This window comes from uncultured Psychrosphaera sp. (assembly GCF_947500655.1).
GTDB lineage: Bacteria > Pseudomonadota > Gammaproteobacteria > Enterobacterales > Alteromonadaceae > Psychrosphaera.
In genome coordinates, this window is record NZ_CANMSK010000010.1 from 22,392 (window position 1) to 46,870 (window position 24,479).

A 24,479-nucleotide genomic window follows, 5' to 3' on the forward strand; every position below is an offset into this window, starting at 1 on the left:
TATTCCTTAAGCTTTTGTGCGCCATTGTGGCGCCTCAGCATCTAAAATTGACTCTAATGTTTTAACTCTTTCACCTAAAACTTCAGCTTTGTGTGCCAAATTATTTAAACTGTCGATGTCTGAGTTAGTCAGTCCTTGACCAACTTGCCTTTGACTTCGGTAATGCATGATTAACCATACTGGCGCAACAAAGATCAAAAATATAATCATTGGTACAATTAAAATACCTGCAATGCCTTCCATTACATATCCCCTTTTAAATTTATTCTATTATTTTTCAGTATTTTTTGCTTTATTGGCATTTAACTTTGTTTTTAATGCTTCTAATTCGCTATCTACTTTGCTTGACGTTTCAAGCTCAGCAAACTCATCTGCAAGTGATTTGTTGCCTAAATCGTAAGACTCAACTTCAGCTTCTAAATTATCAATTTTACGTTCGTATTGCTCAAAGCGAGTCAATGCATCGTTAATTTTACCGCTGGTTAATTTAGACTTAACATCTAAACGTGAGCTGGCTGTTTTACCGCGCATTAGTATCGATTTTTGACGATTTTTAGCATCTTCAAGTTTGTTTTGAAGTTGACCAATCTCATCTTTCAATCTTGTTATTTGTTCATCTAGCGATGATAGGTCGTGCGCTAATTGCTCAACGTTCTCTTGGCTTTTTTGCTTTTCTGACAATGCTTGACGAGCTAAGTCTTCTCTATCTTTCGATAATGCTAACTCAGCTTTACTTTGCCAGTCGTCTGCTTCGGCTTGGAAACGGTCGATTTTTCTAACAATGTCCTTTTTGTCGGCCAATGTTCTAGCTGATGAAGAACGAACTTCGACTAACGTATCTTCCATTTCTTGAATAATCAAACGAACCATTTTTTCAGGATCTTCTGCTTTATCCAATAAAGAGTTTATATTTGCGTTAACGATGTCTGCAAAACGTGAAAATATACCCATAATTATTACCTCTTATTTTGAAATTTTATAAATTTACTTGCGTTCTAATCATGCTAGGTACATTCAGTTATCTTGCCACAATTTAAACTTTTACTAAGTTATTGTTTTAATACAATAATAAATAAATAAAATCAATCCTTTGCTTTGTTAGCAATATAAAATACACTATAAATTAGTCAATTTAACCAACAGTTGCACTATGAGACAATTTGGAAATAAAGATAATCTAATCGGTCAGGCTAATTCCTTTGTAGAAGTATTGGAAAAAGTGTCCTTATTAGCACCACTAAATAAGCCCGTTCTTATAATAGGTGAACGAGGTACCGGTAAAGAACTTATCGCCGCTCGTTTACATTACTTATCGCAACGTTGGGAACAGAACTACGTTACCTTAAATTGTGCTGCTTTAAATGAAAATTTATTGGAAAGTGAATTATTTGGTCACGAGTCTGGTTCATTTACTGGTGCAGGCAAACGCCATGAAGGCCGATTTGAACGTGCTAATAGTGGTACATTGTTTTTAGATGAGCTTGCTAATACTTCTGGTCTTGTACAAGAAAAACTCTTGCGTGTTATTGAATACGGTGAATTTGAACGTGTTGGTGGGACCAAAACCGTTAAAATAGATACCCGCTTAGTTTGTGCAACAAATGAAGACTTACCTGCACTTGCCGAATCTGGTGAATTTAGAGCGGATTTATTAGACCGTTTAGCATTTGATGTAATTACCCTTCCCCCGCTAAGAGAACGCCAGGAAGATATTTTGGTTCTTGCTGAGCACTTTGCTATTTCTATGGCAAAAGAACTTGAGTGGGAATTGTTTAGCGGCTTTTCCAGAAAAGCAAAAGAGCTCCTATTAGAATACAACTGGCCTGGTAATGTACGTGAGCTTAAAAATGTGGTTGAACGTAGTGTCTACCGTTCCGCTAACCCTCACGTTCCAGTACATGAAATTGTGTTAGATCCGTTTTCAAGTCCGTTCAGGCCAAAAGGCAGAACCAAAACTCAAGACCGCCAAGCAGCGCCTATAAGTGCACCTGTTATTAGTGCGTCAAACGAGTCATCACCTATAATAGAAAGCCAAGCAGCTTCCGCTAATGCTGAACAGCATAACTTTAACTTTCCACTGGACTTTAAACAAAGCAGTCAGGAGTTTGAAGTTAACTTAATCCAAACGGCGTTAGCCCATAGCCAATTTAATCAGAAAAAAACCGCGGATCAGCTTGGGGTAACCTATCATCAATTAAGAGGGTATTTGAAGAAATACAATTTGTTGGATAAAAATGCTGAAGAATAACCCAATTAAAAACATTGAGCATATTGCCCGCTACAGCATAGCTGCATTATTTTGTTTAACGCTTGCAGCATGTGGCAAAAACAACCAATCAGAGTTAGCGCAAAAAACATTACTCTACTGTAGTGAAGGCTCCCCTGAGACATTTAATCCGCAATTGGTGACGTCTGGCACAACCATAGATGCGGTTTCACAACAAGTATATAATAGACTCGTTAAGATAAATCCTAAAACAGGTCTAGTGATATCTGACTTGGCGCGTAAAGTTATTGTGTCAGAAGATGCCATGCGTTATCGATTTTATTTAAGGAAAGATGCCGAGTTTCATACTACGGAGTACTTTAAACCGACACGTTCCTTAACAAGTGAAGATGTTCTATTCTCTTTTTCTCGTATTTTACATTTGGATAATTCATTTAATGCGGTTGGCGGTGGCGATTACCCTTTTTTCAGTGGGATGGGTTTTAATACATTAATAGAGCAGATAATAGTTGTTGATGATTTAACCATTGAATTTAGATTATCCGAGCCACAAGCTTCATTCTTAGCCAATATGGCCACAGACTTTGCTGTTATTTTATCAGCTGAATATGCACAGCAACTGATTAAAGCTGATAAAAAAGAACAAATAGATCAACTTCCTATTGGTACAGGACCATTTAAATTTAGCCAATACAAACGCGATCATTATATACGTTATTATGCCCATAAAGACTACTGGGATGGCCCACCACAACTCGAGCAAGTGATATTTGATATTACTCCGAACAACTCAAATCGTGTGGCTAAGTTATTAACCGAAGAATGTGATGTCTTAGGGTACCCGAGTTCTGCCGATGTTGAGTTTTTAAAACAAAAACCTAATATAAAATTAAATCAAAGTGTTGCTATGAATGTCAGTTACTGGGCATTTAATACCAATGTACCTCCTTTCGATAATGCCAATGTTAGGAAAGCACTCTCTTATGTTGTTGATCGTCAAGCTATTATTGACGCCGTATATTTTAAACATGCAGAGCCTGCATCTACTTTATTACCACCTTCTAGCTGGGCTTATACAGAAGCAAATACCGAGGTTGAGCTGTCGTTAGAAAAAGCAAAAGCCTTGTTAAAACAAGAAGGTTTTGAAGATGGCTTTGAAATGGATATTTGGGCGATGCCAGTCCAACGTGTTTATAATCCTAACGCTTCTAAAATGGCAGAAATTCTACAACAAAACTTAGCCAAGATTGGAGTTACCGCGAATATTGTTACTTATAACTGGGGCACATTTAGAAAAAAATTAGCCCAGGGTGAGCATGACTCTGTACTCATTGGTTGGTCTGCTGATAATTCTGATCCTGATAATTTTTATCGCCCACTGTTAAGCTGTGCGGCCACCTTCTCAGGTTCAAATAGAACGGCTTGGTGTGATGAGGAGTATGACGAAAGTATTTATAATGCCCTAAGCTCAGCAGATCCTGTAGTAAGAAAGCAGTATTATGACCAAGCGGAACGACTTATTTTTGAAAACTCACCTTTGATCCCTATTGCACATGCCCTTAGATATCAAGTTCATCACAATTATATCAGTGATGTTGAGTTTAACCCATATGGTGGAATTGGCTTTTTCCAAACAAAGAAAGGTAAAAACTAATGTTAAATTATTTTTATCGTAAATTATCTTTACTATTTTTCATCACTTTTGGTGTGACTGTTTTTGTTTTTTCTCTAAATTATTTATTTCCCACTGACGTGTTATCAAACATGAGTGGTATTACCAATATAAATGAAATTGATTATGACGTAATAGCTCAAAAATATAACTTAAACGACTCTGTGTTCACCCAATACTTTGGATTTGTTGGCCGACTATTAGATGGCGATTGGGGGGTATCTTTTATCAATGGAACCAGTATTTTCAACCAAGTTTTTAGAGTGTTACCTGCAACAATTGAGCTTGCAATATATGCACTGCTTTACAGTTTTATTATTGCTATTCCATTAGGAATTTTAGCTTCATCTGACAAGCACCCTTGGTTAGATAAAAGTATATTAGCTTTATCTATAATAGGCTTTTCAATGCCAATATTTTGGTTAGCTTTATTATTGATTTTAATATTTTCAATCGGGCTTGGTTGGTTCCCGACATCTGGTCGCTTAAGTTTAATTTATAATATACCTAGCTCTAGTGGTTTTTTGTTCTTAGATATCCTTCGTTCAAACATTGATTATAAAAGTGAAGCTCTTGCTGATGCTTTTAAACATTTAGTTCTACCGACATTTGTATTAGCAGCCTATCCTACGACCGTTTTAATAAGAACAACGCGGCAATCAATGAAAGATGTTATGAATACAAGTTATGTAAAAGCTGCCAAAATAAAGGGATTAACCTCTGGACAACTGCTACGTCGACACGGTTTACGTAATGGTTTATTACCGGTAATTCAAATGTTAGGCATTCACTTTGGCACTGTAATTACCTTAGCTATAGTTACTGAAGTTATTTTTGCTTGGCCTGGAATAGGCTCTTGGTTAGTAGATGCAATACATCAACGAGACTATCCTGCAATTCAAGGTGGATTATTAGTTATTTCAGGTATGGTGTTTGTTGCCACTATCTTATTTGACCTCTTGTATATGATATTTGATCCACTTGCGAGGAGACATGGTCATGGTAAAATTTAGATTCTTTTCTTCGCCAAACAACTCAAGTCCATTTAAACAACTTTGGCGACTTTTCCAAAAAAATCACTTTGCGTTAGTTGCTAGTTGGGTGTTTGCCTTCATGATTTTAATGGCTATTTTAGGTCCCTTGCTAGCGCCTTATTCACCATACATGCAACAAGCTGATATGTTATTGGTTCCACCATCGTGGGATATGAGTGGTCATATACAATCTCCTTTTGGTACCGATGCTTTAGGACGAGATATACTGTCTCGTATTTTAGTGGGAATTAGCTATTCATTTGGTTTAGGCATTCTTGCGGTTATTGTGGCTCTGACTTTCGGTTTATTAATTGGTACGCTTGCCGGTTTTAGTAAAGGCATTAGAGCTAGCTTTTTAAATCATATATTAGACATTGCGCTGACAATGCCATCGTTACTGATTGCTGTGGTTATCGTAGCTATTTTAGGCCCTGGTATTGCCAATGCGTTTTGGGCTGTCGTATTAGCTATGTTGCCTCAATTTATCCACCACATAAGAACTGACGTGGCGGATATGTTAAATAAAGACTTTGTTATCGCTTATCGTCTCGATGGCGCGAACAGTTGGCAAGTTTTTCGCTTTGCTCTGCTACCTAATATGATTGAAAATATTGTTATTTTTTCTACTATGGCTATTTCATCTGCAGTTTTGGATATTGCCGTATTAGGATTTATTGGTATTGGTTCTCAATCTCCAGAGCCAGAACTCGGCACTATGATAGCCGATAGCTTAGGTGTATTTTACTTAAGTCCTTGGGCTGTAATGCTACCGGGTATTACCTTATTTTTATGTATACTATCTACAAATATCGTAGGTGATGGTTTACGTCACGCATTAAAAGAACGACGACTTCAATAGGTTAACTGTGCGATTACTAGATATAAGAAATTTAAACATTGAGTTGATCACCAATGATTCTACAATTAAAGCCGTTGAATCTGCCAACTTCTCTATGAAAATGGCCGAAGTCAGTGGATTAATTGGTGAGTCCGGCTCAGGCAAAAGTTTAGTTGCCAAAGCACTTGTTGGCATGCTGAATAACCGCTGGGAAGTTACTGCTGACCGTTTACATTTTATGGGACAAGATCTTAATAGAATGTCAGAGAGCAAACGTAGAAAAGTCATCAGCGATAATATTTCTATGATTTATCAAGAGCCTCGTCGCTGTCTTGATCCAACTTCAAATATCTTTTCTCAATTAGAAGAGTCTTTACCTGACTATGAGTTTTCCGGCTGGTTTGGAGCAAAAAAAGAGTTAAGACTTAAAAAGTGTATCAGACTGCTGCATAAAGTAGGTATTAAAGAACACGAAAAAGTATTCAATAGTTATCCTCACATGTTGTCTGAGGGTATTTGCCAAAAGATCATGATAGCTATGGCGATTGCGAAAGAACCTAAGCTTTTAATAGCGGATGAACCGACAACATCTTTGGAAGCCGATACTTCGTTAAAAGTAATTAAGCTGTTAAAAAGCCTAAACCAATTAAAAGAAATGGGGGTTATTTTTATTACCCATAACTTGTTTTCTATTACCAGTTGGGCTGATTCAATTAATGTGATGTATTGCGGACAATTAATTGAAAGTGGTTTAACCAAAAACATAATTAATTCACCAAAACACCCTTACACAAAAGCCCTGTTTGATAGTGAGCCCGATTTTAATTCTCGTGATGCAAACAATAAACAAAAATTGTATGCATTAAAGGGAACTATCCCAACATTACAGCATTTACCTATAGGTTGCCGTTTAGGCCCTCGATGCCCTAATGCACAAAGAGCGTGTGTAAAAATGCCAGAACAACAAAAAGTAAAAGGCCAATTTTTCCGTTGTCATTATCCGTTACAGCAAAAGCCATTAAATAATAATTGGAAAAAAGCATGAGTGTAGAATTCATTCGTATCAATGAGTTAACCAAATGTTATAAAGATAAAGCTCATTGGTTTAAAAAAGGTAAAGATGTCACCATTGGACCTGTTACTTTTGGCCTTAAAAAAGGTGAAACCCTAGCTATTGTTGGCGATGCAGGTTCGGGTAAAAGCACCATAGCTCGGTTATTAGCGGCTGCTGAAACGCCAGATTCTGGTTATTTAACTCATAATGGTGAAGTTGTAGATTGGTCTAATACTTCATTTTTCTGCAAAAACATTAGGTTAATATTTCAAGATGCACAAAAGTCGCTAAACCCTACAATTAAAATTGGGGAGCAATTAGAGCAACCATTGATTTTCAATACAAAACTTAATGCTGAAGAACGACAAGTTAAAATTTATTCATCATTACGTATGGTTGGCTTATTACCTGAGCATGCTGAATATTACCCGCATATGTTTTCTGGTGGACAAGCTCAAAGAATAGGTATTGCACGCGCGTTAATTTTAGATCCAGAAGTACTTATTATTGATGAGGCACTATCCCCTCTTGACCCATCATTACGAGCCCAAGTTATAAATTTATTACTTGAGTTGCAACAAAAACATCAATTAACTTATGTACTTATATCGCATCACATTAAATTGATTAAATATCTAAGCGATAGGATATTGATAATGGATAACGGCAAAATTGTTGAGCAAGGAGAACTTTCGTCTGTATTTTCTAATCCTACTCACGATAAAACTAAAAAATTACTTAATTCATTAGAAATGTAATTAACGTTATAAAAACCGTATGCAATTTATGCCTTTAAATAATATATTTATTTAAATATATCTTAACGACTATATATTTAGCCTAGTTATATTACACGCAAAAAAAAACTCCCCTTTTTATAAAAATAAAGAGGAGAGTTTATTACTTAACAAAGTATAACTATTATTAGAATGTCGCTTTGAATTTTCTTTTAAACGAAACCATTAAACGAGTTATATCACCTTCATCACCACTTTTAACTGATCGAGTCGCATAAGTAAAACCAGTACCAAATTCTAAACCTGGGGCTATCGTCCAAATAGCATTACCGTGAAGCGCTGTTAGTGTTTCTGTTACTGAGCCTACAACATAATCTGCCTCAACATCAACAGTGTGTCCGCCATAACCTAAGTTCAAACGAAGTTCTTTAGATGGTTTATATTGCACCATTGCATTTCCTCCCCAAGCAGTTTCGGTTTCTAACACACCATCAACAAATGTCGCACTTCTGAATTGATTGTTATATAGATAACGCCCTATACCATCTCCGCCATGAAGGTTAAATTTAATATTGAATGATGGCGATACAACATATTTGCCAGATAAACCAATCCCCCAACCGGTTGTGCTATCTGATTGTGCAGCATCAATTGCTGTAACATCAGTCGTATTGAGAGCTCCAGTTTCATCAACACCTAAAGAACGAAGTAACAAACTAGCTCGAATATGACTAGCACCCATTTTATTAAAATAAGTTGCTACCATATCTGGAATACCATCACTTTCATTAGCGTTTGAACCAGGAACTGGTGTTCCAGCATTATAATCCGTGTCAGGGTTTTCTAATGAAAATGAAAATGAATCCCCTTCACCTAATTGATACGAATATTTAACTTGAGCTTGGCGAACAAATCCACGACCTAAAGTGCTCGAAAATGTAATACCTTCTGGATAAGCTTTTAAATCTACAAAATTACTCCACGTTTGACCGACAGTCCAATTCCCCCAGGACATATATGCCTGACGTACCCTAAACTCATAAGAGTTAGATACGGTATCATCATCAGTGTCAGCACCACTGTCGATTCTACCTAAAAAATCGCCTTCAAAATACGTTTTGATAGTCCCACCTTCATAAGGTGTTGCAGAGCCAATGGAAAGTTTTGTACCGCGGGCATGAAATTTTGTACCTCCAACTTTATCACTATCACTACTATTTTCTAAAGGCACTGAACGAAAAGATAATAAATCGTAACCCCTTGGGCCTGTAGAGTTATTTGTTGAAGTATCAAAATAACCATCAAATTTAATTTCACCACCAATTGTGATTTTAGTTTCCTCAGCATTGACAATCTGACAAGCTAACGTTATTCCACTTAACAGAATTACTTTAATCGATAAAAATTTCATTTAAATCCCTTATACCATTGTAAAAATTATTTCATAACATGTGATAAAAAAGAAAAAGGCGTTATAAAACGCTCTCTTCCTAATAAAAACACTAACAACAACCTGCTATTTAAACAGTAAATCGTTCAACCAATTTAGCTAATTCAATAGCTCGAGTTTGTAAGCTTTTGCTTGCCTCATCATTAGCTTTTGCATAGCTATTTGATTCAATACTTTTATCCGATATCACAACAATTCGTTTAGAAATATCATTACCGACTTCACTTTGTTCTTTTGTGGCTGTAGCAATAAGAGAATTCATATCCAAAATGGTTTTCACTGAGGTGCTAATAGCTTGTAAGGAAGATTGAGCTTCATTTGCTTCCGTCACTGTTGCATTGCTTTTTTCTTGGCTACTATCCATCACTTTTACCGCTTCATCAGAAGCGGATTTGAGCATTTCAATCATCTCATTTATTTCAGCAGTACTACCTTGAGTACGGCTTGCTAATGTACGAACCTCATCAGCAACAACAGCAAATCCACGACCTTGCTCGCCAGCACGTGCAGCTTCAATTGCAGCATTCAAAGCAAGTAAGTTAGTTTGTTCAGCAATACTCTGAATGACTTCAATAGCTGATGATATATTTTTTACATCGTCTTCTAAACGAGATATTACTTTACTCGCTGTAGCTAGCTCTTTTGAAAGGGTCGTAACTGAGGTAACGGCTGTAGTTACAGTTGCAATAGCTTGCTCTGAACTGCTTTCAACCTCTAACGCAGATCTTACCGCTTCTGCTGCATTATTTGATATTTCGTGAGCAGTTGTGGTCATTTCAGTCATTGCAGTTGCAACTTGATCTGTCTCTTCATTTTGCTCTGCACTTAATCGACTGACAAGAGAAGCTCTCTCCGTCATCTGACGACTTTCAGTGGTGACATTATCAGTAACACTCTTAACATTACTGATCAACACATGGAGATTTTCAACAAATCGATTAAAATCCATACGCAGTTTTTCATAGTCAGGGACACTAAATTTTTCAATTCGCGCTGTTAAATCAGCTTCACCATTGGCAAATTTCTCTATAGAGTCACTGAACATATGAAGAGGTTTTGAAACGCTGCGGCTTATAAAGTAACTAAAAATGGCAACAACTATCATAATTAAAACACACAGAATTAGTGAATTCATCACGCCTTTCATCATAGATTCTTCACTTTGCTGTGTCATTACACTTGCCATATTATCAATGTCATCAATATAGAAACCGATACCGATCATAATATCCCAGTTACTTAAATAAGCAGACGCGCTTAGTTTAGGGAGTGGTATTTTAGTTCCTGGCTTAGGGAAGTGGTATGTAGTGAATTCACCAGATTTTGCATTTTTCAATAATTCTCTGACATGCTGTTTACCCACTGCATCTGTTGAATTCCAGAAGTTTTTGCCAACACCTGCATTGGTTTTAGAAAACAATCTTGTTCCTGTGCTGTCATAGCCAAAAAAGTAACCAAATTTACCAAATTGTAAACTTTGAGCTAAATGTATTGCATCTTCTCTTGTACCACCACTTTGCTCAAGTACTGTAAGTGCATCAACCGCAATTTCCACATAAGATTTAAGCTCTGCTTTTTTCATGTTCATAGCAGTGTCGTAGCTTAATGAAATTTGACTTTTACTTAATTTTTGTGACTCGAAATAGTTAAGTGTAAACGTGGAAAAGAAAATCAATAATATTGGAACAACTGTTAATATTGATAATCTTTGATGTATAGTTAACTTCATTGCACTCAACTCCGAGTTTTATTTGTTTTTACTTATATTTCGTATATAAATAAGCATTTAATTAAAACGACAATTAATTAATTGTAGACTAATAATTAATTAAAATAGCATTTACATAAAATTTCCCTAATTAGTTATCGTCTTATATTCAGGAAGCTTTACCTTTTATTTTAAAAGGTATTAATTGGGATTTTTATTTCATATTTAACCTAGATGCTTATAACCTCCAAATACTATTTTGAGTATTCAATGAGTTCTGAAGAATTGAATATTAAAAAAAGAGCCGTTATGTTAAAAATAGTAGATGATGTACTTTACTTTGTTAATTTATAATTAATATTTAGGAGTAGTTAACATTGAACGCCTATACAGCTCGTCAAGCAATTTATAATAGAAAAGAGAACGTAGTTGCTTACGAACTTTTATTTCGAGATAGTTTAACCAATGTATTTCCTAAAATAGAGTCAAACTCGGCCACATCTAAGTTGTTATTAGATAGCCATTTCAACCAAGGGTTAGAAAAAATAACCTCAGGTAAACCCGCTTTAATAAATTACCCAGAACAAGCTTTGCTTGATTTGATGCCAACTCTATTGCCGCCTAATAAAGCTATGATAGAAATTTTAGAGAGTGTTAGACCAACGGCAGCAGTTTATGAAGCTTGCCGTCAGTTATTTCATAAAGGCTATAGATTAGTCTTAGATGACTTTATCTATAGTGAAGATTGGGTGCCCTTTTTCAAATTGGTAAGACTGATTAAGTTTGATTTACAGCAAAGTACATTTTCAGAGATTGAAATTGTTTTAGAAAAGATCAGACCGTTTAAAAATTTGAAAATTTTAGCTGAGCGTGTTGAGACTCAAGAACAATACGACAAAGCGAAAGAAATGGGATTCGATTTTTTCCAAGGCTATTACTTTTGTACACCACAAATCGTTGAGCAAAAAGATATAAACTCAAATCAGAGTGTGGTTTTCGCTATGTACCAAGAAACGCTAAAGCTTGACGCCGATTACACTAAACTGTCTTCATTTTTTGAACGAGATACAGCATTAGCTTACAAGTTACTTAAATTTATCAACTCAGGCCTTTTCCCAGTAAGAAAACCGATATCATCATTAAAGCAAGCTTTGATTTACTTAGGCGCAGCTCAAGTTAAAAAGTTTGTTACCTTGATACTTACCGCTCACATTGCCGAAAATAAACGAGAAGAGCTGACTGAAATGTCGATAATAAGAGCTCGATTTTGCGAAAACATAGCATCTAATATTACACCACAGCTTTCCGATGAAGCCTTTATCTTAGGTTTATTTTCATTATTAGATGTTATTTTAGATCAACCCATGGCCGATTTAGTAAAAGAGCTACCGGTTACTGAAGATATAGCGGCTGCTTTAATAGGACACGATAATATATTAGGTAAAACATTTACACTTTCAAAAGCTTATGAAGCCGCTAATTGGGAGTCTGTACGTCAAATCAGTCTTGATTTAAATATAAACCCAGATTTATTACCCGAATATTATGTAGATGCTGTTGGTTGGGCAAAAATTTATGAAGAATCAAGTGACTCTCAAATTTAAATAAACTTTAATAGGCTCCTCAGCTCATTTTTTACCTAATATAGTTTCACTTTTTGACCTCACTGCACAAAATAAAAGCAAACACTCTATTTTTTGCATTTTTCTTTAAAAAGCAGTTGACGACACCTGCCGTCATCAGCATAATACGCGCCATCGCTTAAGGCGGTCTTTAAGAAAGGCTACGTAGCTCAGCTGGTTAGAGCACATCACTCATAATGATGGGGTCCCCTGTTCAAATCAGGGCGTAGCCACCAATTCTTAATTACCTTACCAACCTTTAGTGAGAAAGATTTGCGGGAGTGGCGGAATTGGTAGACGCGCTGGATTTAGGTTCCAGTATCTTAGGATGTGAGAGTTCAAGTCTCTCCTTCCGCACCATTATTAATATGTGAAACACATATTTAAAAAGTTTCAGTTGGGATATCGCCAAGCGGTAAGGCAGCGGGTTTTGATCTCGCCATTCCCAGGTTCAAATCCTGGTATCCCAGCCATCTCTTTATTGGGATATCGCCAAGCGGTAAGGCAGCGGGTTTTGATCTCGCCATTCCCAGGTTCAAATCCTGGTATCCCAGCCAAACAAAAGGCCTCGCATTTGCGAGGCCTTTTTTTTAACTATTTTTCGATTCGCCTTTAAATTAATCTTTTTTAATTAAAAACCAGACAAAAAAATAAGTATTTAACATTATTAAATACTTATCGATACCAATCTAATTTTCAATTTAAGCTATTCAGTACCCTACCGCTTTTTTAAGTACTTGTTTTTTAGCCCATTCAAATTTATTCGCTAGGTTTAATAAGCCAGTTCTGACTAATTTCATTGCCGTTTTATTATTTGAAAACAAACTATAAAAGCTATCCATCGCCGCAGACATAATTAATGATTCTGTTTTTCTAGTTTTTTCATACTTTGACAATGCTTGAAATAATGCAGCGCGCTCAGACATGTCGATTTCAGTCAATAGCTTAGATAACTCTTCAACATCTTTATATCCAATATTAACCCCTTGTCCCGCCAATGGGTTGATTGTATGAGCAGAATCACCAACTAATACAACTCGCCCCTTAACGTATTGGTTTGCTTGTCTACGTGTAAGCGGAAACGCAGCTTTTGCCACAACATCAAATTCACCAACCAAAGCAGGGAAACGATTTAATACTTGTGCTTTTAATTGTTCGTTAGTTAACGCAGATAATTTTTTTATTTCCTCTGCAGCGTCATACCAAATTAAAGCAGAGTAACCATCTTCTAGCGGTAAAAAAGCTTTAGGCCCAGACGGTTGAAATTCTTGCCAAGTAATATGCTGGGTAGGAAATTGTGTTTTGATGGTTAAGCTTAGACAGTGTTGTTGGTAATCCCAGCCTGTTGTACCTATATCACTCAAATTACGAACTTGACTAAATGCGCCGTCGGCACCAATTAATAACGAGCAGTTAATGGTATTAAAGTTGACATTAGTATTGTCATTATCCATATCCGATACAAACAATGTTGCATATTCGTTGGTTTGCTCAATTTTATTTATTTTACAGCCAGTCATTATCTCTGGGTTGTTTTGGCCTAACACGTTTATTTCATCAAAGGCGGCAAGCTGTAATGCTTCATTTCTGATCAAATGGCCTAAATGCTCAGTGCCAATATCTTCAGCCGAGAAGACTAACGGTTTATGGCGTTGTTCCCACGTGGCTAATTGATTGAACATACATTTAGAACTTTGATTTATATGCGGCCAAATACCCAATTCTGATAAGTATTTTTCGCTCGCCAAGTTAATTGCCGACACTCTTAGTGGAGTTTGTTGTAAGACAGTTGCATCTGGAATGGTTTTTTCTATAACTAAAACACGTTTTTGTTGTTTTGCTAATGCAACAGCTTGAGCTGCACCAACCATGCCCCCACCTACTATCACAACATCATAAAATTGTTGTTTTAAATCAGAGTCTTTAGTCAATGTAAACTACCTAAGAAAAATAAATATAACTATAAAAAGCGATTCATTATGCCAGAAATATAGGCAATTTAACCACTTGAATTCAAATAATAAATACCAAGTTTATAAGAGATCGAAAAAGTATTAAATAATACCCTTTCAGTTCAGTCCATTTACTTGTAAAATACGCGCCATTTTGGGGTTTCCCAACACGTTTTACGCGTATGCGTTTGTACAATAGAAGTAAGTATAGAGAAAACCATGACTAAAAAATTACATATTAAAACCTGGGGCTGCCAAATGAACGAGTATGACTCGCAAAAGATGGCCGATCTTTTGGATGACAGTCATGGTTACGAGTTTACCGATCAAGCTGAAGATGCCGACGTTATCCTCCTAAATACTTGCTCTATTCGTGAAAAAGCGCAAGAAAAAGTATTTCACCAGCTAGGGCGTTGGAAAAACTTAAAGAAAGACAAACCTAATTTAGTAATTGGTGTTGGTGGTTGTGTTGCTTCACAAGAAGGTCAACACATTCGCGAACGTGCACCATATGTTGATATGGTTTTTGGTCCACAAACATTACACCGTTTACCGGAAATGATTGATCAAGTTCAAAGCGGTAAAGGCGGTTCAGTTATCGATATCTCTTTTCCAGAGATTGAAAAGTTTGACCGTTTACCACAGCCAACATCTGATGGCCCAAGTGCATTTGTTTCTATCATGGAAGGTTGCAGTAAATATTGTACTTTCTGTGTAGTGCCTTACACCCGTGGTGAAGAAGTTTCACGACCAGTTGACGATGTATTATATGAAATTGCGCAACTTGCTGAGCAAGGCGTACGTGAAGTAAATCTATTAGGCCAAAATGTGAATGCATTCCGTGGCGATACTCATGACGGTGAAATTTGTCATTTTAGTGAACTATTAAGAATGGTTGCTGCGATTGATGGTATTGACCGTATTCGTTATACCACGTCGCACCCTGTTGAATTTACTGATGACATTATAGAAGCGTATCAAGACGTACCTGAATTAGTTGACCATTTACATTTGCCAGTACAGTCAGGCTCTGATCGTATTCTTACTCAAATGAAACGTGGCCATACGGCAATTGAATATAAGTCTCAAATTCGTAAATTACGTAAAGTTCGTCCAAACATTTCTATGTCTAGTGACTTCATCATTGGCTTCCCTGGTGAAACAGCTGACGATCATGCTAAAACAATGAAGTTAATTTCTGATATAGGCTTTGATCTCAGCTTTAGCTTTATCTACAGTGCCCGCCCTGGTACGCCAGCGGCAGATTTACCTGATGATGTGCAAGAGCCAGAAAAGAAAGAGCGTTTGCACGAGCTGCAAAACTTGATCACCCATCAAGCTCTGCAAATATCTCGTTCAATGTTAAACACTGAACAACGTATATTGGTTGAAGGCCCATCAATTAAAAACCCAATGGAACTACGTGGTCGTACGGAAAATAACCGAGTAGTTAACTTTGAAGGTCCTCATACGTTAATTGGTGGCTTTGCCGATGTTAAAGTTGTTGATGTTTACACCAACTCATTACGTGCTGAGTTTATTCGTGGCGAAGATGAAATGGGCTTACGTCAAGAAGTATCACCAGCTGAGATTTTGGCTAAACGTCTGGCTAATCAAGATGAACTTGGTGTAGCGACATTTACGCCTTAATTCTCGACAACACTATTTTAAGGATTGACCTTGTCTAACAAATTAACGACAACTGAAATATTTTTAGAGCCGGCTAACAAAGACAGATTAGCCTCGTTAATAGGCCCGTACGATGACAATTTAAAACATATTGAACGTCGTATGGGAGTTGAGATCACCTACCAAGGTAATCAATTTAAGATTGTGGGCAAACCTATAAATTCGGTTGCAGCGGCAGATGTTATTCGTTCTCTGTACGTTGATACGCAACCAGATCCTAAAATACCAAATCAAGTTAAAGCTAATGAGTTAATTCCAGATCAAGTGCATTTAGCCATTCAAGGCTCAAAGCTGCTTGACCAAAGTGACGAACAATTCAGTAATGATATTGTGGTGCGCACGCGCAAAGGTAATATCAAACCGCGCAATCCAAACCAACAAGACTATGTGGCCAATATCTTAAATAACGATATTGCCTTTGGTATTGGTCCTGCAGGTACAGGAAAAACCTATTTAGCGGTAGCTTGTGCGGTTGATGCATTGGAACGTCAAGAAGTTAAACGCATTATGTTAACGCGTCCGGCTGTTGAAGCGGGTGAAAAACTTGGTTTTTTACCAGGGGATTTAAGTCAAAAAATAGACCCTTATTTACGTCCATTATATGACGCCCTATTTGAAATGTTAGGTTTTGAAAAAGTAGAACGTTTAATTGAACGTAATGTTATTGAAGTCGCCCCACTTGCTTATATGCGTGGTAGAACATTAAACGACGCCTTTATTATTTTGGATGAAAGCCAAAATACTACGGTCGAACAAATGAAAATGTTTTTAACCCGTATTGGCTTTAATTCTAAAGCGGTTATTACAGGCGATATTACCCAAGTGGATTTACCTCGTGGTGCTCGTTCTGGTTTACGCCACAGCATTGAAGTATTAGCTGACATTGACGATATTAGTTTTAACTTTTTCCGTGCTGACGACATTGTACGTCATCCAGTTGTAGCCAAAGTAGTTATGGCCTATGAACGTCACGAAGAAGTATTAAGACGAGACAAAGCGATTAAAGAAGCTGCATATAAACAAGAAGCTGATAAGTTAAAAAGCGACATATCTGCTACAAACAACACAAGTCCAGAACAAGGCAACACGAGTAATGATTAAACTTGATTATCAAAATGCCAGTACTGAACAACAAATACCATCAGAAAAACAGTGTTTTGACTGGTTGCAGCAATTATTACCTGAGTTCCAAGAAGTTTCAGAATTAACTATCCGTATTGTTGACGAAAATGAAAGCCAAGCGCTTAATCATCAATATCGTGGTAAAGAAAAACCAACAAATGTATTATCATTTCCATCTGAAGTGCCGGCTTATATTACTGAGGAAATGGAGTTTCCATTACTCGGCGATTTAGTGATTTGTGCGCAAGTGGTTAATCGAGAATCTCAAGAGCAAAATAAAACATTTGACGCTCATTGGGCACACATGTTGCTACATGGATGCTTGCATTTATTGGGCTACGACCATATTGAAGATGAAGAAGCACAAGAGATGGAAGCTTTGGAAATAGAAATATTACAAAAAATGGGTTTCCCTAATCCCTATAACGATCAATAATCAAACATTGTGGTGTGAACAAATTTCAACCACTACTTATTTTTAGCAACACAGGAGCATTCTAAAAAGAATGAGCGACGACAGCCCCCATAGTAGCAACGGTTCATCAAGCAAAGGTTGGTTAGATAAAATTAGCCAAATATTTAATGATGAGCCACAGACTAAGGAAGATGTAGTAGATGTATTAGCCATCGCTGCACAAAACGACTTAATAGATCAGAACACTAAGAACATGATTGATGGTGTATTAGAGATTGCAGATCTTCGTATACGAGACATTATGATCCCACGTTCACAGATGATCACCTTAGATTTAACAGATGGTCCAGAAAAATTCATTCCAGCTATGATTGAATCTGGTCACTCTCGATTCCCTATCGTTGCCGAAGATAAAGATCACGTTGAAGGTATTTTATTAGCAAAAGATTTACTTAAATTGCTAATAGACCGAGACAAAGAAATTATCATCAAAGACTTATTACGTCCTATCGTTGTTGTTCCAGAAAGTAAACGTGTTGATAGTTTATTAAAAGAATTTAGACAAAACCGTTATCATATGGCGGTTGTTGTGGATGAATACGGTGGTGTTTCTGGTCTAGTAACCATTGAAGATATTCTTGAACTGATTGTTGGTGAAATTGAAGACGAATTTGATTTAGAAGAAAATCAAACCGATAACATACGTAAAGTCTCCAAACATGTATTTATGGTACAAGCGTTAACTGAGCTTGACGAATTTAATACATTTTTCAACAGTGAATATAACAAAGACGAAGCCGATACCATTGGCGGAATTGTGTTACATCAATTTGGTCACATGCCTGAAAAAGGTGAAGAAGTGGAAATTGATGGACTTATATTTAAGATCCATACTGCCGATACTCGTCGTATTCAGCAGATTACCGTGACCGTTCCAAAGTTTGATGAAGAAGGAAGTGAGTCATAAGCTTTTCAAATCAAATGATTGATACACTAAAAAAGGATTGGCGATTAATGATCCAATCCTTTTTTAATTCATCTAATCCAATATTCAGCGTCAGCTTACCTAATTTACTACTGTTCCTATTAGGTGGGTTATTAACGCTTAGTTATAGTCCGTTTCATATCTGGTTTATTCCGTTCATCACGTTTCCAGTATTGCTTATAGCAAGTTTAAATTCTCCAGATGCCAAGCAAGCTGCTAAATATGGTTTTGTTTTTGGTCTAGGTTGGTTTAGCTTTGGCCTAAGCTGGGTACATAATGCTATTTCTGATTTTGGTGGCCTTCCTCTAATATTTTCATTACTGCTTATGCTTATGCTGGCTTCTTACATGGCTGTATACCCTGCGTTAGTTAGCTGGTTATTCCATAAATCTCAGTCTAAGTTTAGCGTGCTTATTATTGCGCCTATTTGGCTTGCCGTTGAATACCTAAGATCAGTTATATTTACTGGATTTCCGTGGTTATCCATAGGTTACAGCCAATTAACCAGTAGTTTGTCCGGTTATGTGCCTATTGTTGGTGAATTTGGTTTACAAGTGATTGTGATGTTAGTTGTTTGCTTAATACTGATTTCGTTGCAACTAACGTCGTTCAAAATAAAATCTGAGGATCCGTCATCAAAACAATCTAAAGCTATAAGCAAGCCACAAACACTTGCTCTTTCAGCCATAGTAATTATTTTTATCTCTGGCCATTTGTTAACCTATTACCAATGGAATGAAAATAATAACAAACATGTTGATTTAGCATTAGTGCAAGGCAATATAACTCAAAGTATGAAATGGCAGCCTGAAAATGAAAGGCCAACCATGCTTAAGTATTATGAATTGAGCTCCCCACACTTTGATTCTTCAGACCTTATCATTTGGCCTGAGGCGGCAGTTCCCCGCATAGAGTCATCCGCCAACAGATTCTTAACTGACATAGATAAAAGAGCGCTAGATTCAAATACAGCGCTGATAACAGGCATAGTTGATTATCAAAAAGTGACAACATATGCGTTTAATAATGTTATTGCTCTAGGTAAAAAAAATACACAAGACACAATTGGCGATTACCAGTACTTAAACTCTAATCGATATAGTAAACATCATTTACTGCCATTTGGTGAGTTTGTCCCGTTTGAAAGCCTATTAAGAAAGCTAGCACCAATCTTTGACCTGCCCTTTTCTTCTTTTAACCGAGGCGATTATCAACAAGATAATTTAATTGCTAATGGATTTAATATAGCACCAGCCATTTGTTTTGAAATCGCCTTTCCAAAACAAATAAATGCGAACTTAACTAACGACACTGACTTTATACTGACATTAAGTAACGATGCTTGGTTTGGCGACTCACATGGTCCTTGGCAGCATTTAGAGATTGCTCAGATGCGAGCACTTGAGTTTGCTATGCCTGTGGTTAGAGTTACCAATAACGGCGTTACAGCGGTAATAGATGCACAAGGGAATATAGCATCATCAATAAAGCAAGATGTTGCGGATGTATTAACTTACAAATTGGCGTTATCTGAGTCTCATTCGTTTTATAAACGCTTTGGTAATTTAACCACGTTAGTATTTATTGTTTTACTCTGTGGATTTCTTATTATTAGCAGAAAGAAAAAGATATCCTAGCAATAAAATTGTTCGCTAAAATGACCGAAAAAAATGTGAAATAAAAAACAAAAAAAAACCCAACTCAAAGTTGGGTCAAAGGAATAACAATTACAACACTGAGCATCCTGCTCGGTTGATATGTATTATCCAGTAATTAATAGTTTAAGCGATAGGGGTTCCCCCTAAATTAACTTTTACCAATTAAACCGAAATCAAATAATAAATATTTAATGGATGGCACTTATGAAGTATTCAAAACTAGGTAGCAGTAATATTGATGTTTCTCGAGTATGTTTAGGCTCGATGACCTGGGGCTTACAAAATAACCAACAAGAAGCCAATCAACAAATAGACTTTGCTCTGGCAAAAGGCATTAACTTTATTGATACTGCCGAGGTATACCCAGTACCGCCATCTGGTGAAAAATACGGTGACACAGAACGTCATATCGGTAATTGGATAAGCGCTAATAAGCAAAAGCGTAACGATATTGTACTAGCGTCAAAAATAGCAGGGCCTGGATTACCTTATATCCGCGATGCTGGAAAGATCACGGGTGAAGCCGTGATCAAATCGGTTGACGCGTCACTTAAACGTCTACAAACAGATCACATAGATTTATACCAACTACATTGGCCAAATAGAACCTCTCCACACTTTGCAAAACATAGTCCAAATGATATTAACTTTACTAATGTGGACCGTAAGCAAGAGTCAGCAGAAATGTTAGAGATTTTACAAGCGATTAAACTGTGTGTTGATGCTGGTAAAATTCTTCACTGTGGTCTCTCTGACGATACCACTTGGGGTATAAATGAATACTTAAAACTCAGCGATAAACATTCGTTACCTAAAATGGTGTCTATCCAAAATGAGTTTAATTTATTGCACAATAAAGACTGGCCTTATTTAATTGAAAATTGTGTACATGAAGATATTGCATTTTTACCTTGGTCACCTCTTGCCGGTGGCATGTTATCTGGTAAGTATTTGAATGGGGCAAGACCTGAAGGCAGCCGCTGGACAATCTCACAAAGAAATGGCTTGTTTAGAAATACAGAACAAAGTGAATTAGCAATTAAAGAATATGAAAAAATTGCTAAAAATGCTGGCATAACCACAGCCCAACTAGCTCTTAAGTGGTGTGATAATGTAGATGGCGTCACTTCCACCATAATAGGTGCGACGAGTCTTGCACAGTTAGAAGAGAATATTAACGCTTTTGACTTAGAGTTATCGCCAGAGACTACTGATGCAGTGTCTAAGATATTAAAACTATACCCGGCACCGTTTTAGTCATATCGTGTAAATACATTAAGATGATATTTGGAGTGCTTTTGGTTAATTACGTGATTAATAACCATGTAATTAACAGAAAGCCTTTAAACTATTAACGCTAAATTTCGGATCCGCTATTAACTCACATTTTCCAATGATAATTTTTCAAACCATCTACGTGCGTCAGTTTCGTTGTCAAAGTATTCTATAAGTTGTATATCAGAGGTTCGAACTCTAGACTCACTGATATGTTTAAATAATGGAGAGGTACATATAATTGCTTTGGCTTTTAAATTCTGACTATCTAACCAAAGGTTGAATTGGCGGCCTTGTTCAAAACCATCTGGAGTACCACCTTCTACTGTTGATAAGTCAACCAAAATATAAAACGGTTGGTTATTCAATTCTTCAATTATGGCTCTGAGCTTTTTCGTTATCGTTCTAGTAATATCGAGATTAAATGAACCAAACATAGAAAGTTTAATTACTGCATCTTTTACTTCAATATCATATTTCATATTGTTAATTTACTTCTTACTTCAGCCTATCTTTTTTATTTTCTCAATTAAAGGGATTATTCTGCTCCAGTAAATTACTTTTTAGTTCTAAATTCACTATCAACTTGATACTTAACTTTAGATTTAGGCATAAAAAAGGCAATTAATACATATAAAAGAAAATTCATTATTAAACTACCGGTAACAAGATAAAAACTGACAAAGGTTAGCAATCTTATTACCCATACGTTAGTAGCAAAATAATTGGCAATACCATCACAAAACCCTAATAAAATTGGGTTGTGACCAATTGAAAATCGTTTTTTTCTTTCCACTTAACTCTCCTTGTTAAAACTTCATTAGTGCCATACATAGGCAACAAGTGTTAGGTTTATTATATAATTTACATAAATAACCTTTTACCACTGAGTTAGTATTGACGCTATCTTCCACAATAACAACATTTAAATACTTACTTTAGATAACATAACCGATGTTCAGAAAATGTTCACCTATATTTTTTTACTTTTAACTCAATTTAAATTAATTAATTCGCTGTCGTTAACACTTTGGAATCAAAATGAATACCGTTCCAACCTGTTTTTATAAAGTTTCGGATATTCCCATGATCACTTCCGTCTATATTAAGCAGTACATCGGTACGGTAATAATCACCAAAACATGCCAATGTTTGCGACTCATTTAATTTATGCAGTTGAGCAAAAGAAAATATTTTACAGGAACCTTCATTTGTCCCAGCTAGATTATTTACATCACCATTTTTAAAGTTAGCTGGTGTGTAATTGTAATTAGTATCAATTACTTGCATAACGTCATTAAAATCGATGGTGCTTGGTTCAGTATTTAATTTATCAAGTAATTGATCTAAATTCATAAGTTACTCTATTCTTGATCGGCTTGTTCTAAAGACGTGATTTGTTTTAGAATCGATGTGTAGTTCTCTGTTCCTTGTGCACCAGTCACTAAATGTTTTTGGTTAAATATCATAGCTGGTACGCCTGAAATACCTTGAGATGTCCAAAACTGCGCAATTTTATTCACTTCATCAGATACTGGTTCTGATTTTATAATTTGCATAGCTTCATCTTTATCTAAACCAACTGACTCAACAACATTCAGTAATTTCTCAGTGTCGCTTACATTAACGCCATCCGTGAAATAAGCAGAAAACAATGCAAGTTTAAGCTGGTGTTGCACACCTTTTTGTTCAGCCCAATGTAATAATTTATGAGCGTTAAACGTATTATAAATACGAGAGTCATCAGTGAAGTTAATGTCAAAACCTAGCGGCTTAGCTATGTCGACGATACGTTCTCTGGTGCTAACACTTTCTTCTACGCTAACACCGTATTTTTCAATAACGTGTTCTCTAAGTTCTTGCCCTTCAGGGCCCATCTGCGGGTTTAACTGAAACGGCTGCCAATGAATGTCAGCCTCTAACCCCGAGTCCGCTAGAGCTTGTTCTAACTGTTTAAAACCTATAATACACCAAGGGCAAACAACATCAGAGACAATATCAATGCGCAATTGTGGTTGAGAGTTAGTCATATTACTTTTTCCCTACTAAATAGTTTAATCCGCCAGTCACCGCAGCAACTTGAGCAATAATGCAATTTTCAGCATCCGACTTAGGACTGTCCGGGTATACTTCTGTGGTTGATACATATTCAGCGTCAGTAAAACCAGCGCACAAGCCTAGCTCTTTGGTTGGATAATTAATAACACCGAATTGAGCTAAGTCTGAACCAATCAGCTTGTTACTCTCATCCGCTGGTGCAATGTGTGTCACCTTAGAAACCGAATCGATAATAGCTTTTTGAAACTCTGGCTGAGGTTTTAATGAATCACCTACGCCGTAAAACCCATCTGGAATATTCCAAGATTTCTGTGGGATGGCATCTCTTGCGGCTAAAGCCGGTCTAAACTCAGAGTTGTCTGTATCTGTGGTTTCATGTAAATCAATGTGGGCTAATAACTCTATATTCAAGCCTAATACGTAGTCCATTATATTTTTTGATTCTTCAGCTGGGCCATCTTTATAAAACGAACGATTTGGATCAACCGCATTTGGATTCCAACGATTAATCGTTTCATACCCCCAAGGGCTAATGCATGGTGCTACTATAAAGTTAAAATGATCTGAGTATTTTACTAATTCCGTTTCTACAAAACGTAATGCGCCAAACACTCCACTGGTTTCGTAACCATGCACGCCACCGGTTACTAAAATCGTTGGTTTATCTTGTTGCCACTGTTTCGATCTGAATAACCACAACTCATAAGCCTCACTATCGTAAGACAATGCACCATAACGTTTCAGGTCAAGTAACTCAGATAAAGACTGATGGATGGATTTTATTTTAGAAACGACTTGGGATTGATATGAACGCTTTACGGTTTGGGCTTGAAACCAAGCTGACTTTTCTGCATTACCCCAAGGCTGGCCTGGAGTTCCAATTTTATAACTTTGTTCAGTCGTCATTAATGCCTCAGATATTCAAATGATAGGTGAATTGATAATTACAGATAGCAATTAGATTACGCATTGTAACAAAATGC

23 protein-coding genes and 4 tRNA genes are annotated in these 24,479 nt (G+C 36.5%); 17 read left to right on the top strand and 10 right to left on the bottom strand.

Annotated features, from left to right (window positions below; all coding sequences use genetic code 11):
• Window positions 1–6: 6 nt before the first annotated feature.
• A complete protein-coding gene (gene pspB / locus Q0940_RS09885) occupies window positions 7–243 on the bottom strand; it encodes an envelope stress response membrane protein PspB (RefSeq protein ID WP_299267716.1) in 237 nt (78 codons plus the stop codon).
• Between the two features lie 27 nt (window positions 244–270).
• A complete protein-coding gene (pspA, locus tag Q0940_RS09890; RefSeq protein WP_299267718.1) occupies window positions 271–951 on the bottom strand; it encodes a phage shock protein PspA in 681 nt (226 codons plus the stop codon).
• A gap of 199 nt (window positions 952–1,150) precedes the next feature.
• On the opposite strand from pspA, the gene pspF reads away from it, so the two are divergent.
• From pspF to Q0940_RS09920, 6 genes are read left to right on the top strand one after another with little or no spacing between them, the layout of a single operon-like run.
• Window positions 1,151–2,248: a phage shock protein operon transcriptional activator gene (gene pspF / locus Q0940_RS09895; protein ID WP_299267720.1), complete on the top strand. Its 1,098-nt coding sequence runs from the start codon at window positions 1,151–1,153 to the stop codon at window positions 2,246–2,248.
• The gene (locus Q0940_RS09900) at window positions 2,235–3,881 is read left to right on the top strand and encodes an ABC transporter substrate-binding protein (RefSeq protein WP_299267723.1); all 1,647 of its coding nucleotides are present in this window, start codon (window positions 2,235–2,237) and stop codon (window positions 3,879–3,881) included. Before pspF ends, Q0940_RS09900 begins: the two co-directional genes overlap by 14 nt.
• Complete coding sequence (locus Q0940_RS09905; protein WP_299267726.1) at window positions 3,881–4,912, top strand: ABC transporter permease; 1,032 nt, start codon at window positions 3,881–3,883, stop codon at window positions 4,910–4,912. Before Q0940_RS09900 ends, Q0940_RS09905 begins: the two co-directional genes overlap by 1 nt.
• Window positions 4,899–5,792 carry an ABC transporter permease subunit gene (locus tag Q0940_RS09910; protein ID WP_299267728.1) on the top strand — a complete coding sequence of 298 codons (894 nt, stop codon included), beginning with the start codon at window positions 4,899–4,901 and terminating at the stop codon, window positions 5,790–5,792. The genes Q0940_RS09905 and Q0940_RS09910 overlap by 14 nt, the downstream gene beginning before the upstream one ends.
• Window positions 5,793–5,799: 7 nt before the next feature.
• Complete coding sequence (locus tag Q0940_RS09915) at window positions 5,800–6,816, top strand: oligopeptide/dipeptide ABC transporter ATP-binding protein (RefSeq protein ID WP_299267731.1); 1,017 nt, start codon at window positions 5,800–5,802, stop codon at window positions 6,814–6,816.
• A complete protein-coding gene (locus Q0940_RS09920) occupies window positions 6,813–7,583 on the top strand; it encodes an ATP-binding cassette domain-containing protein (RefSeq protein WP_299267734.1) in 771 nt (256 codons plus the stop codon). The genes Q0940_RS09915 and Q0940_RS09920 overlap by 4 nt, the downstream gene beginning before the upstream one ends.
• Before the next feature lie 166 nt (window positions 7,584–7,749).
• Here the strand turns inward: Q0940_RS09920 and Q0940_RS09925 are convergent, their stop codons facing one another.
• Both Q0940_RS09925 and Q0940_RS09930 read right to left on the bottom strand, forming a co-directional pair.
• Window positions 7,750–8,973, bottom strand: a complete 1,224-nt coding sequence (locus Q0940_RS09925; protein ID WP_299267738.1) for a DcaP family trimeric outer membrane transporter — start codon at window positions 8,971–8,973, stop codon at window positions 7,750–7,752.
• 109 nt (window positions 8,974–9,082) lie between these two features.
• Complete coding sequence (locus tag Q0940_RS09930; RefSeq protein ID WP_299267741.1) at window positions 9,083–10,741, bottom strand: methyl-accepting chemotaxis protein; 1,659 nt, start codon at window positions 10,739–10,741, stop codon at window positions 9,083–9,085.
• A 356-nt stretch (window positions 10,742–11,097) separates the two neighbouring features.
• On the opposite strand from Q0940_RS09930, the gene Q0940_RS09935 reads away from it, so the two are divergent.
• The 5 genes from Q0940_RS09935 (at window position 11,098) to Q0940_RS09955 (ending at window position 12,899) form a co-directional block, all read left to right on the top strand.
• Window positions 11,098–12,324 (top strand): HDOD domain-containing protein, encoded by a 1,227-nt coding sequence (locus Q0940_RS09935; RefSeq protein ID WP_299267744.1) that lies wholly within the window; start codon window positions 11,098–11,100, stop codon window positions 12,322–12,324.
• A 177-nt stretch (window positions 12,325–12,501) separates the two neighbouring features.
• Window positions 12,502–12,578, top strand: a tRNA-Met gene (locus Q0940_RS09940).
• A gap of 39 nt (window positions 12,579–12,617) precedes the next feature.
• Window positions 12,618–12,702, top strand: a tRNA-Leu gene (locus tag Q0940_RS09945).
• Between the two features lie 38 nt (window positions 12,703–12,740).
• Window positions 12,741–12,815: transfer RNA gene (locus Q0940_RS09950), tRNA-Gln, on the top strand.
• 9 nt (window positions 12,816–12,824) lie between these two features.
• Window positions 12,825–12,899, top strand: a tRNA-Gln gene (locus Q0940_RS09955).
• A gap of 153 nt (window positions 12,900–13,052) precedes the next feature.
• Here Q0940_RS09955 and Q0940_RS09960 read toward each other — a convergent pair.
• Entirely contained in the window at window positions 13,053–14,273 is a 1,221-nt protein-coding gene (locus Q0940_RS09960; RefSeq protein ID WP_299267747.1) for an FAD-dependent oxidoreductase, read from the bottom strand.
• A gap of 240 nt (window positions 14,274–14,513) precedes the next feature.
• Between Q0940_RS09960 and miaB the strand changes: the two genes are divergently transcribed.
• The 6 genes from miaB to Q0940_RS09990 all read left to right on the top strand — a co-directional run bounded on the left by miaB (window position 14,514) and on the right by Q0940_RS09990 (window position 21,420).
• The gene (miaB, locus tag Q0940_RS09965; protein WP_299267751.1) at window positions 14,514–15,944 is read left to right on the top strand and encodes a tRNA (N6-isopentenyl adenosine(37)-C2)-methylthiotransferase MiaB; all 1,431 of its coding nucleotides are present in this window, start codon (window positions 14,514–14,516) and stop codon (window positions 15,942–15,944) included.
• Between the two features lie 30 nt (window positions 15,945–15,974).
• Window positions 15,975–17,084 (top strand): PhoH family protein, encoded by a 1,110-nt coding sequence (locus Q0940_RS09970; protein WP_299267754.1) that lies wholly within the window; start codon window positions 15,975–15,977, stop codon window positions 17,082–17,084.
• Entirely contained in the window at window positions 17,077–17,541 is a 465-nt protein-coding gene (ybeY, locus tag Q0940_RS09975) for an rRNA maturation RNase YbeY (protein WP_299267757.1), read from the top strand. Before Q0940_RS09970 ends, ybeY begins: the two co-directional genes overlap by 8 nt.
• 70 nt (window positions 17,542–17,611) lie before the next feature.
• The gene (locus tag Q0940_RS09980; protein ID WP_299267760.1) at window positions 17,612–18,487 is read left to right on the top strand and encodes a transporter associated domain-containing protein; all 876 of its coding nucleotides are present in this window, start codon (window positions 17,612–17,614) and stop codon (window positions 18,485–18,487) included.
• A 47-nt stretch (window positions 18,488–18,534) separates the two neighbouring features.
• On the top strand, window positions 18,535–20,142 hold the full coding sequence (lnt, locus tag Q0940_RS09985) for an apolipoprotein N-acyltransferase (RefSeq protein ID WP_299267762.1): 1,608 nt from the start codon (window positions 18,535–18,537) through the stop codon (window positions 20,140–20,142).
• Window positions 20,143–20,367: 225 nt separating this feature from the next.
• Window positions 20,368–21,420 (top strand): aldo/keto reductase, encoded by a 1,053-nt coding sequence (locus Q0940_RS09990; protein WP_299267764.1) that lies wholly within the window; start codon window positions 20,368–20,370, stop codon window positions 21,418–21,420.
• Window positions 21,421–21,539: 119 nt separating this feature from the next.
• Here Q0940_RS09990 and Q0940_RS09995 read toward each other — a convergent pair whose 3' ends face one another.
• The 5 genes from Q0940_RS09995 to Q0940_RS10015 all read right to left on the bottom strand — a co-directional run bounded on the left by Q0940_RS09995 (window position 21,540) and on the right by Q0940_RS10015 (window position 24,402).
• Complete coding sequence (locus tag Q0940_RS09995) at window positions 21,540–21,920, bottom strand: hypothetical protein (RefSeq protein WP_299267766.1); 381 nt, start codon at window positions 21,918–21,920, stop codon at window positions 21,540–21,542.
• Window positions 21,921–21,994: 74 nt separating this feature from the next.
• The gene (locus Q0940_RS10000; RefSeq protein ID WP_299267769.1) at window positions 21,995–22,234 is read right to left on the bottom strand and encodes a PspC domain-containing protein; all 240 of its coding nucleotides are present in this window, start codon (window positions 22,232–22,234) and stop codon (window positions 21,995–21,997) included.
• Window positions 22,235–22,446: 212 nt separating this feature from the next.
• Entirely contained in the window at window positions 22,447–22,794 is a 348-nt protein-coding gene (locus Q0940_RS10005; RefSeq protein WP_299267771.1) for a HopJ type III effector protein, read from the bottom strand.
• Window positions 22,795–22,802: 8 nt separating this feature from the next.
• Complete coding sequence (locus Q0940_RS10010; protein WP_299267774.1) at window positions 22,803–23,468, bottom strand: DsbA family oxidoreductase; 666 nt, start codon at window positions 23,466–23,468, stop codon at window positions 22,803–22,805.
• Window position 23,469: 1 nt separating this feature from the next.
• Entirely contained in the window at window positions 23,470–24,402 is a 933-nt protein-coding gene (locus tag Q0940_RS10015) for a M14 family metallocarboxypeptidase (RefSeq protein ID WP_299267778.1), read from the bottom strand.
• Window positions 24,403–24,479 lie beyond the last annotated feature (77 nt).

What these genes read in the sequence shown, in the direction of transcription:
- ybeY (WP_299267757.1), top strand. Translation starts at nt 17,077, where the DNA reads ATGATTAAACTTGATTATCAAAATGCCAGTACTGAACAACAAATACCA.
- Q0940_RS10015 (WP_299267778.1), bottom strand. Translation starts at nt 24,402, where the DNA reads ATGACGACTGAACAAAGTTATAAAATTGGAACTCCAGGCCAGCCTTGG.
- Q0940_RS09905 (WP_299267726.1), top strand. Translation starts at nt 3,881, where the DNA reads ATGTTAAATTATTTTTATCGTAAATTATCTTTACTATTTTTCATCACT.
- pspB (WP_299267716.1), bottom strand. Translation starts at nt 243, where the DNA reads ATGGAAGGCATTGCAGGTATTTTAATTGTACCAATGATTATATTTTTG.
- Q0940_RS09980 (WP_299267760.1), top strand. Translation starts at nt 17,612, where the DNA reads ATGAGCGACGACAGCCCCCATAGTAGCAACGGTTCATCAAGCAAAGGT.
- Q0940_RS09925 (WP_299267738.1), bottom strand. Translation starts at nt 8,973, where the DNA reads ATGAAATTTTTATCGATTAAAGTAATTCTGTTAAGTGGAATAACGTTA.
- Q0940_RS09995 (WP_299267766.1), bottom strand. Translation starts at nt 21,920, where the DNA reads ATGAAATATGATATTGAAGTAAAAGATGCAGTAATTAAACTTTCTATG.
- Q0940_RS09900 (WP_299267723.1), top strand. Translation starts at nt 2,235, where the DNA reads ATGCTGAAGAATAACCCAATTAAAAACATTGAGCATATTGCCCGCTAC.
- Q0940_RS09990 (WP_299267764.1), top strand. Translation starts at nt 20,368, where the DNA reads ATGAAGTATTCAAAACTAGGTAGCAGTAATATTGATGTTTCTCGAGTA.
- Q0940_RS10010 (WP_299267774.1), bottom strand. Translation starts at nt 23,468, where the DNA reads ATGACTAACTCTCAACCACAATTGCGCATTGATATTGTCTCTGATGTT.
- Q0940_RS09920 (WP_299267734.1), top strand. Translation starts at nt 6,813, where the DNA reads ATGAGTGTAGAATTCATTCGTATCAATGAGTTAACCAAATGTTATAAA.
- lnt (WP_299267762.1), top strand. Translation starts at nt 18,535, where the DNA reads ATGATCCAATCCTTTTTTAATTCATCTAATCCAATATTCAGCGTCAGC.
- pspA (WP_299267718.1), bottom strand. Translation starts at nt 951, where the DNA reads ATGGGTATATTTTCACGTTTTGCAGACATCGTTAACGCAAATATAAAC.
- pspF (WP_299267720.1), top strand. Translation starts at nt 1,151, where the DNA reads ATGAGACAATTTGGAAATAAAGATAATCTAATCGGTCAGGCTAATTCC.
- miaB (WP_299267751.1), top strand. Translation starts at nt 14,514, where the DNA reads ATGACTAAAAAATTACATATTAAAACCTGGGGCTGCCAAATGAACGAG.
- Q0940_RS09930 (WP_299267741.1), bottom strand. Translation starts at nt 10,741, where the DNA reads ATGAAGTTAACTATACATCAAAGATTATCAATATTAACAGTTGTTCCA.
- Q0940_RS10005 (WP_299267771.1), bottom strand. Translation starts at nt 22,794, where the DNA reads ATGAATTTAGATCAATTACTTGATAAATTAAATACTGAACCAAGCACC.
- Q0940_RS09910 (WP_299267728.1), top strand. Translation starts at nt 4,899, where the DNA reads ATGGTAAAATTTAGATTCTTTTCTTCGCCAAACAACTCAAGTCCATTT.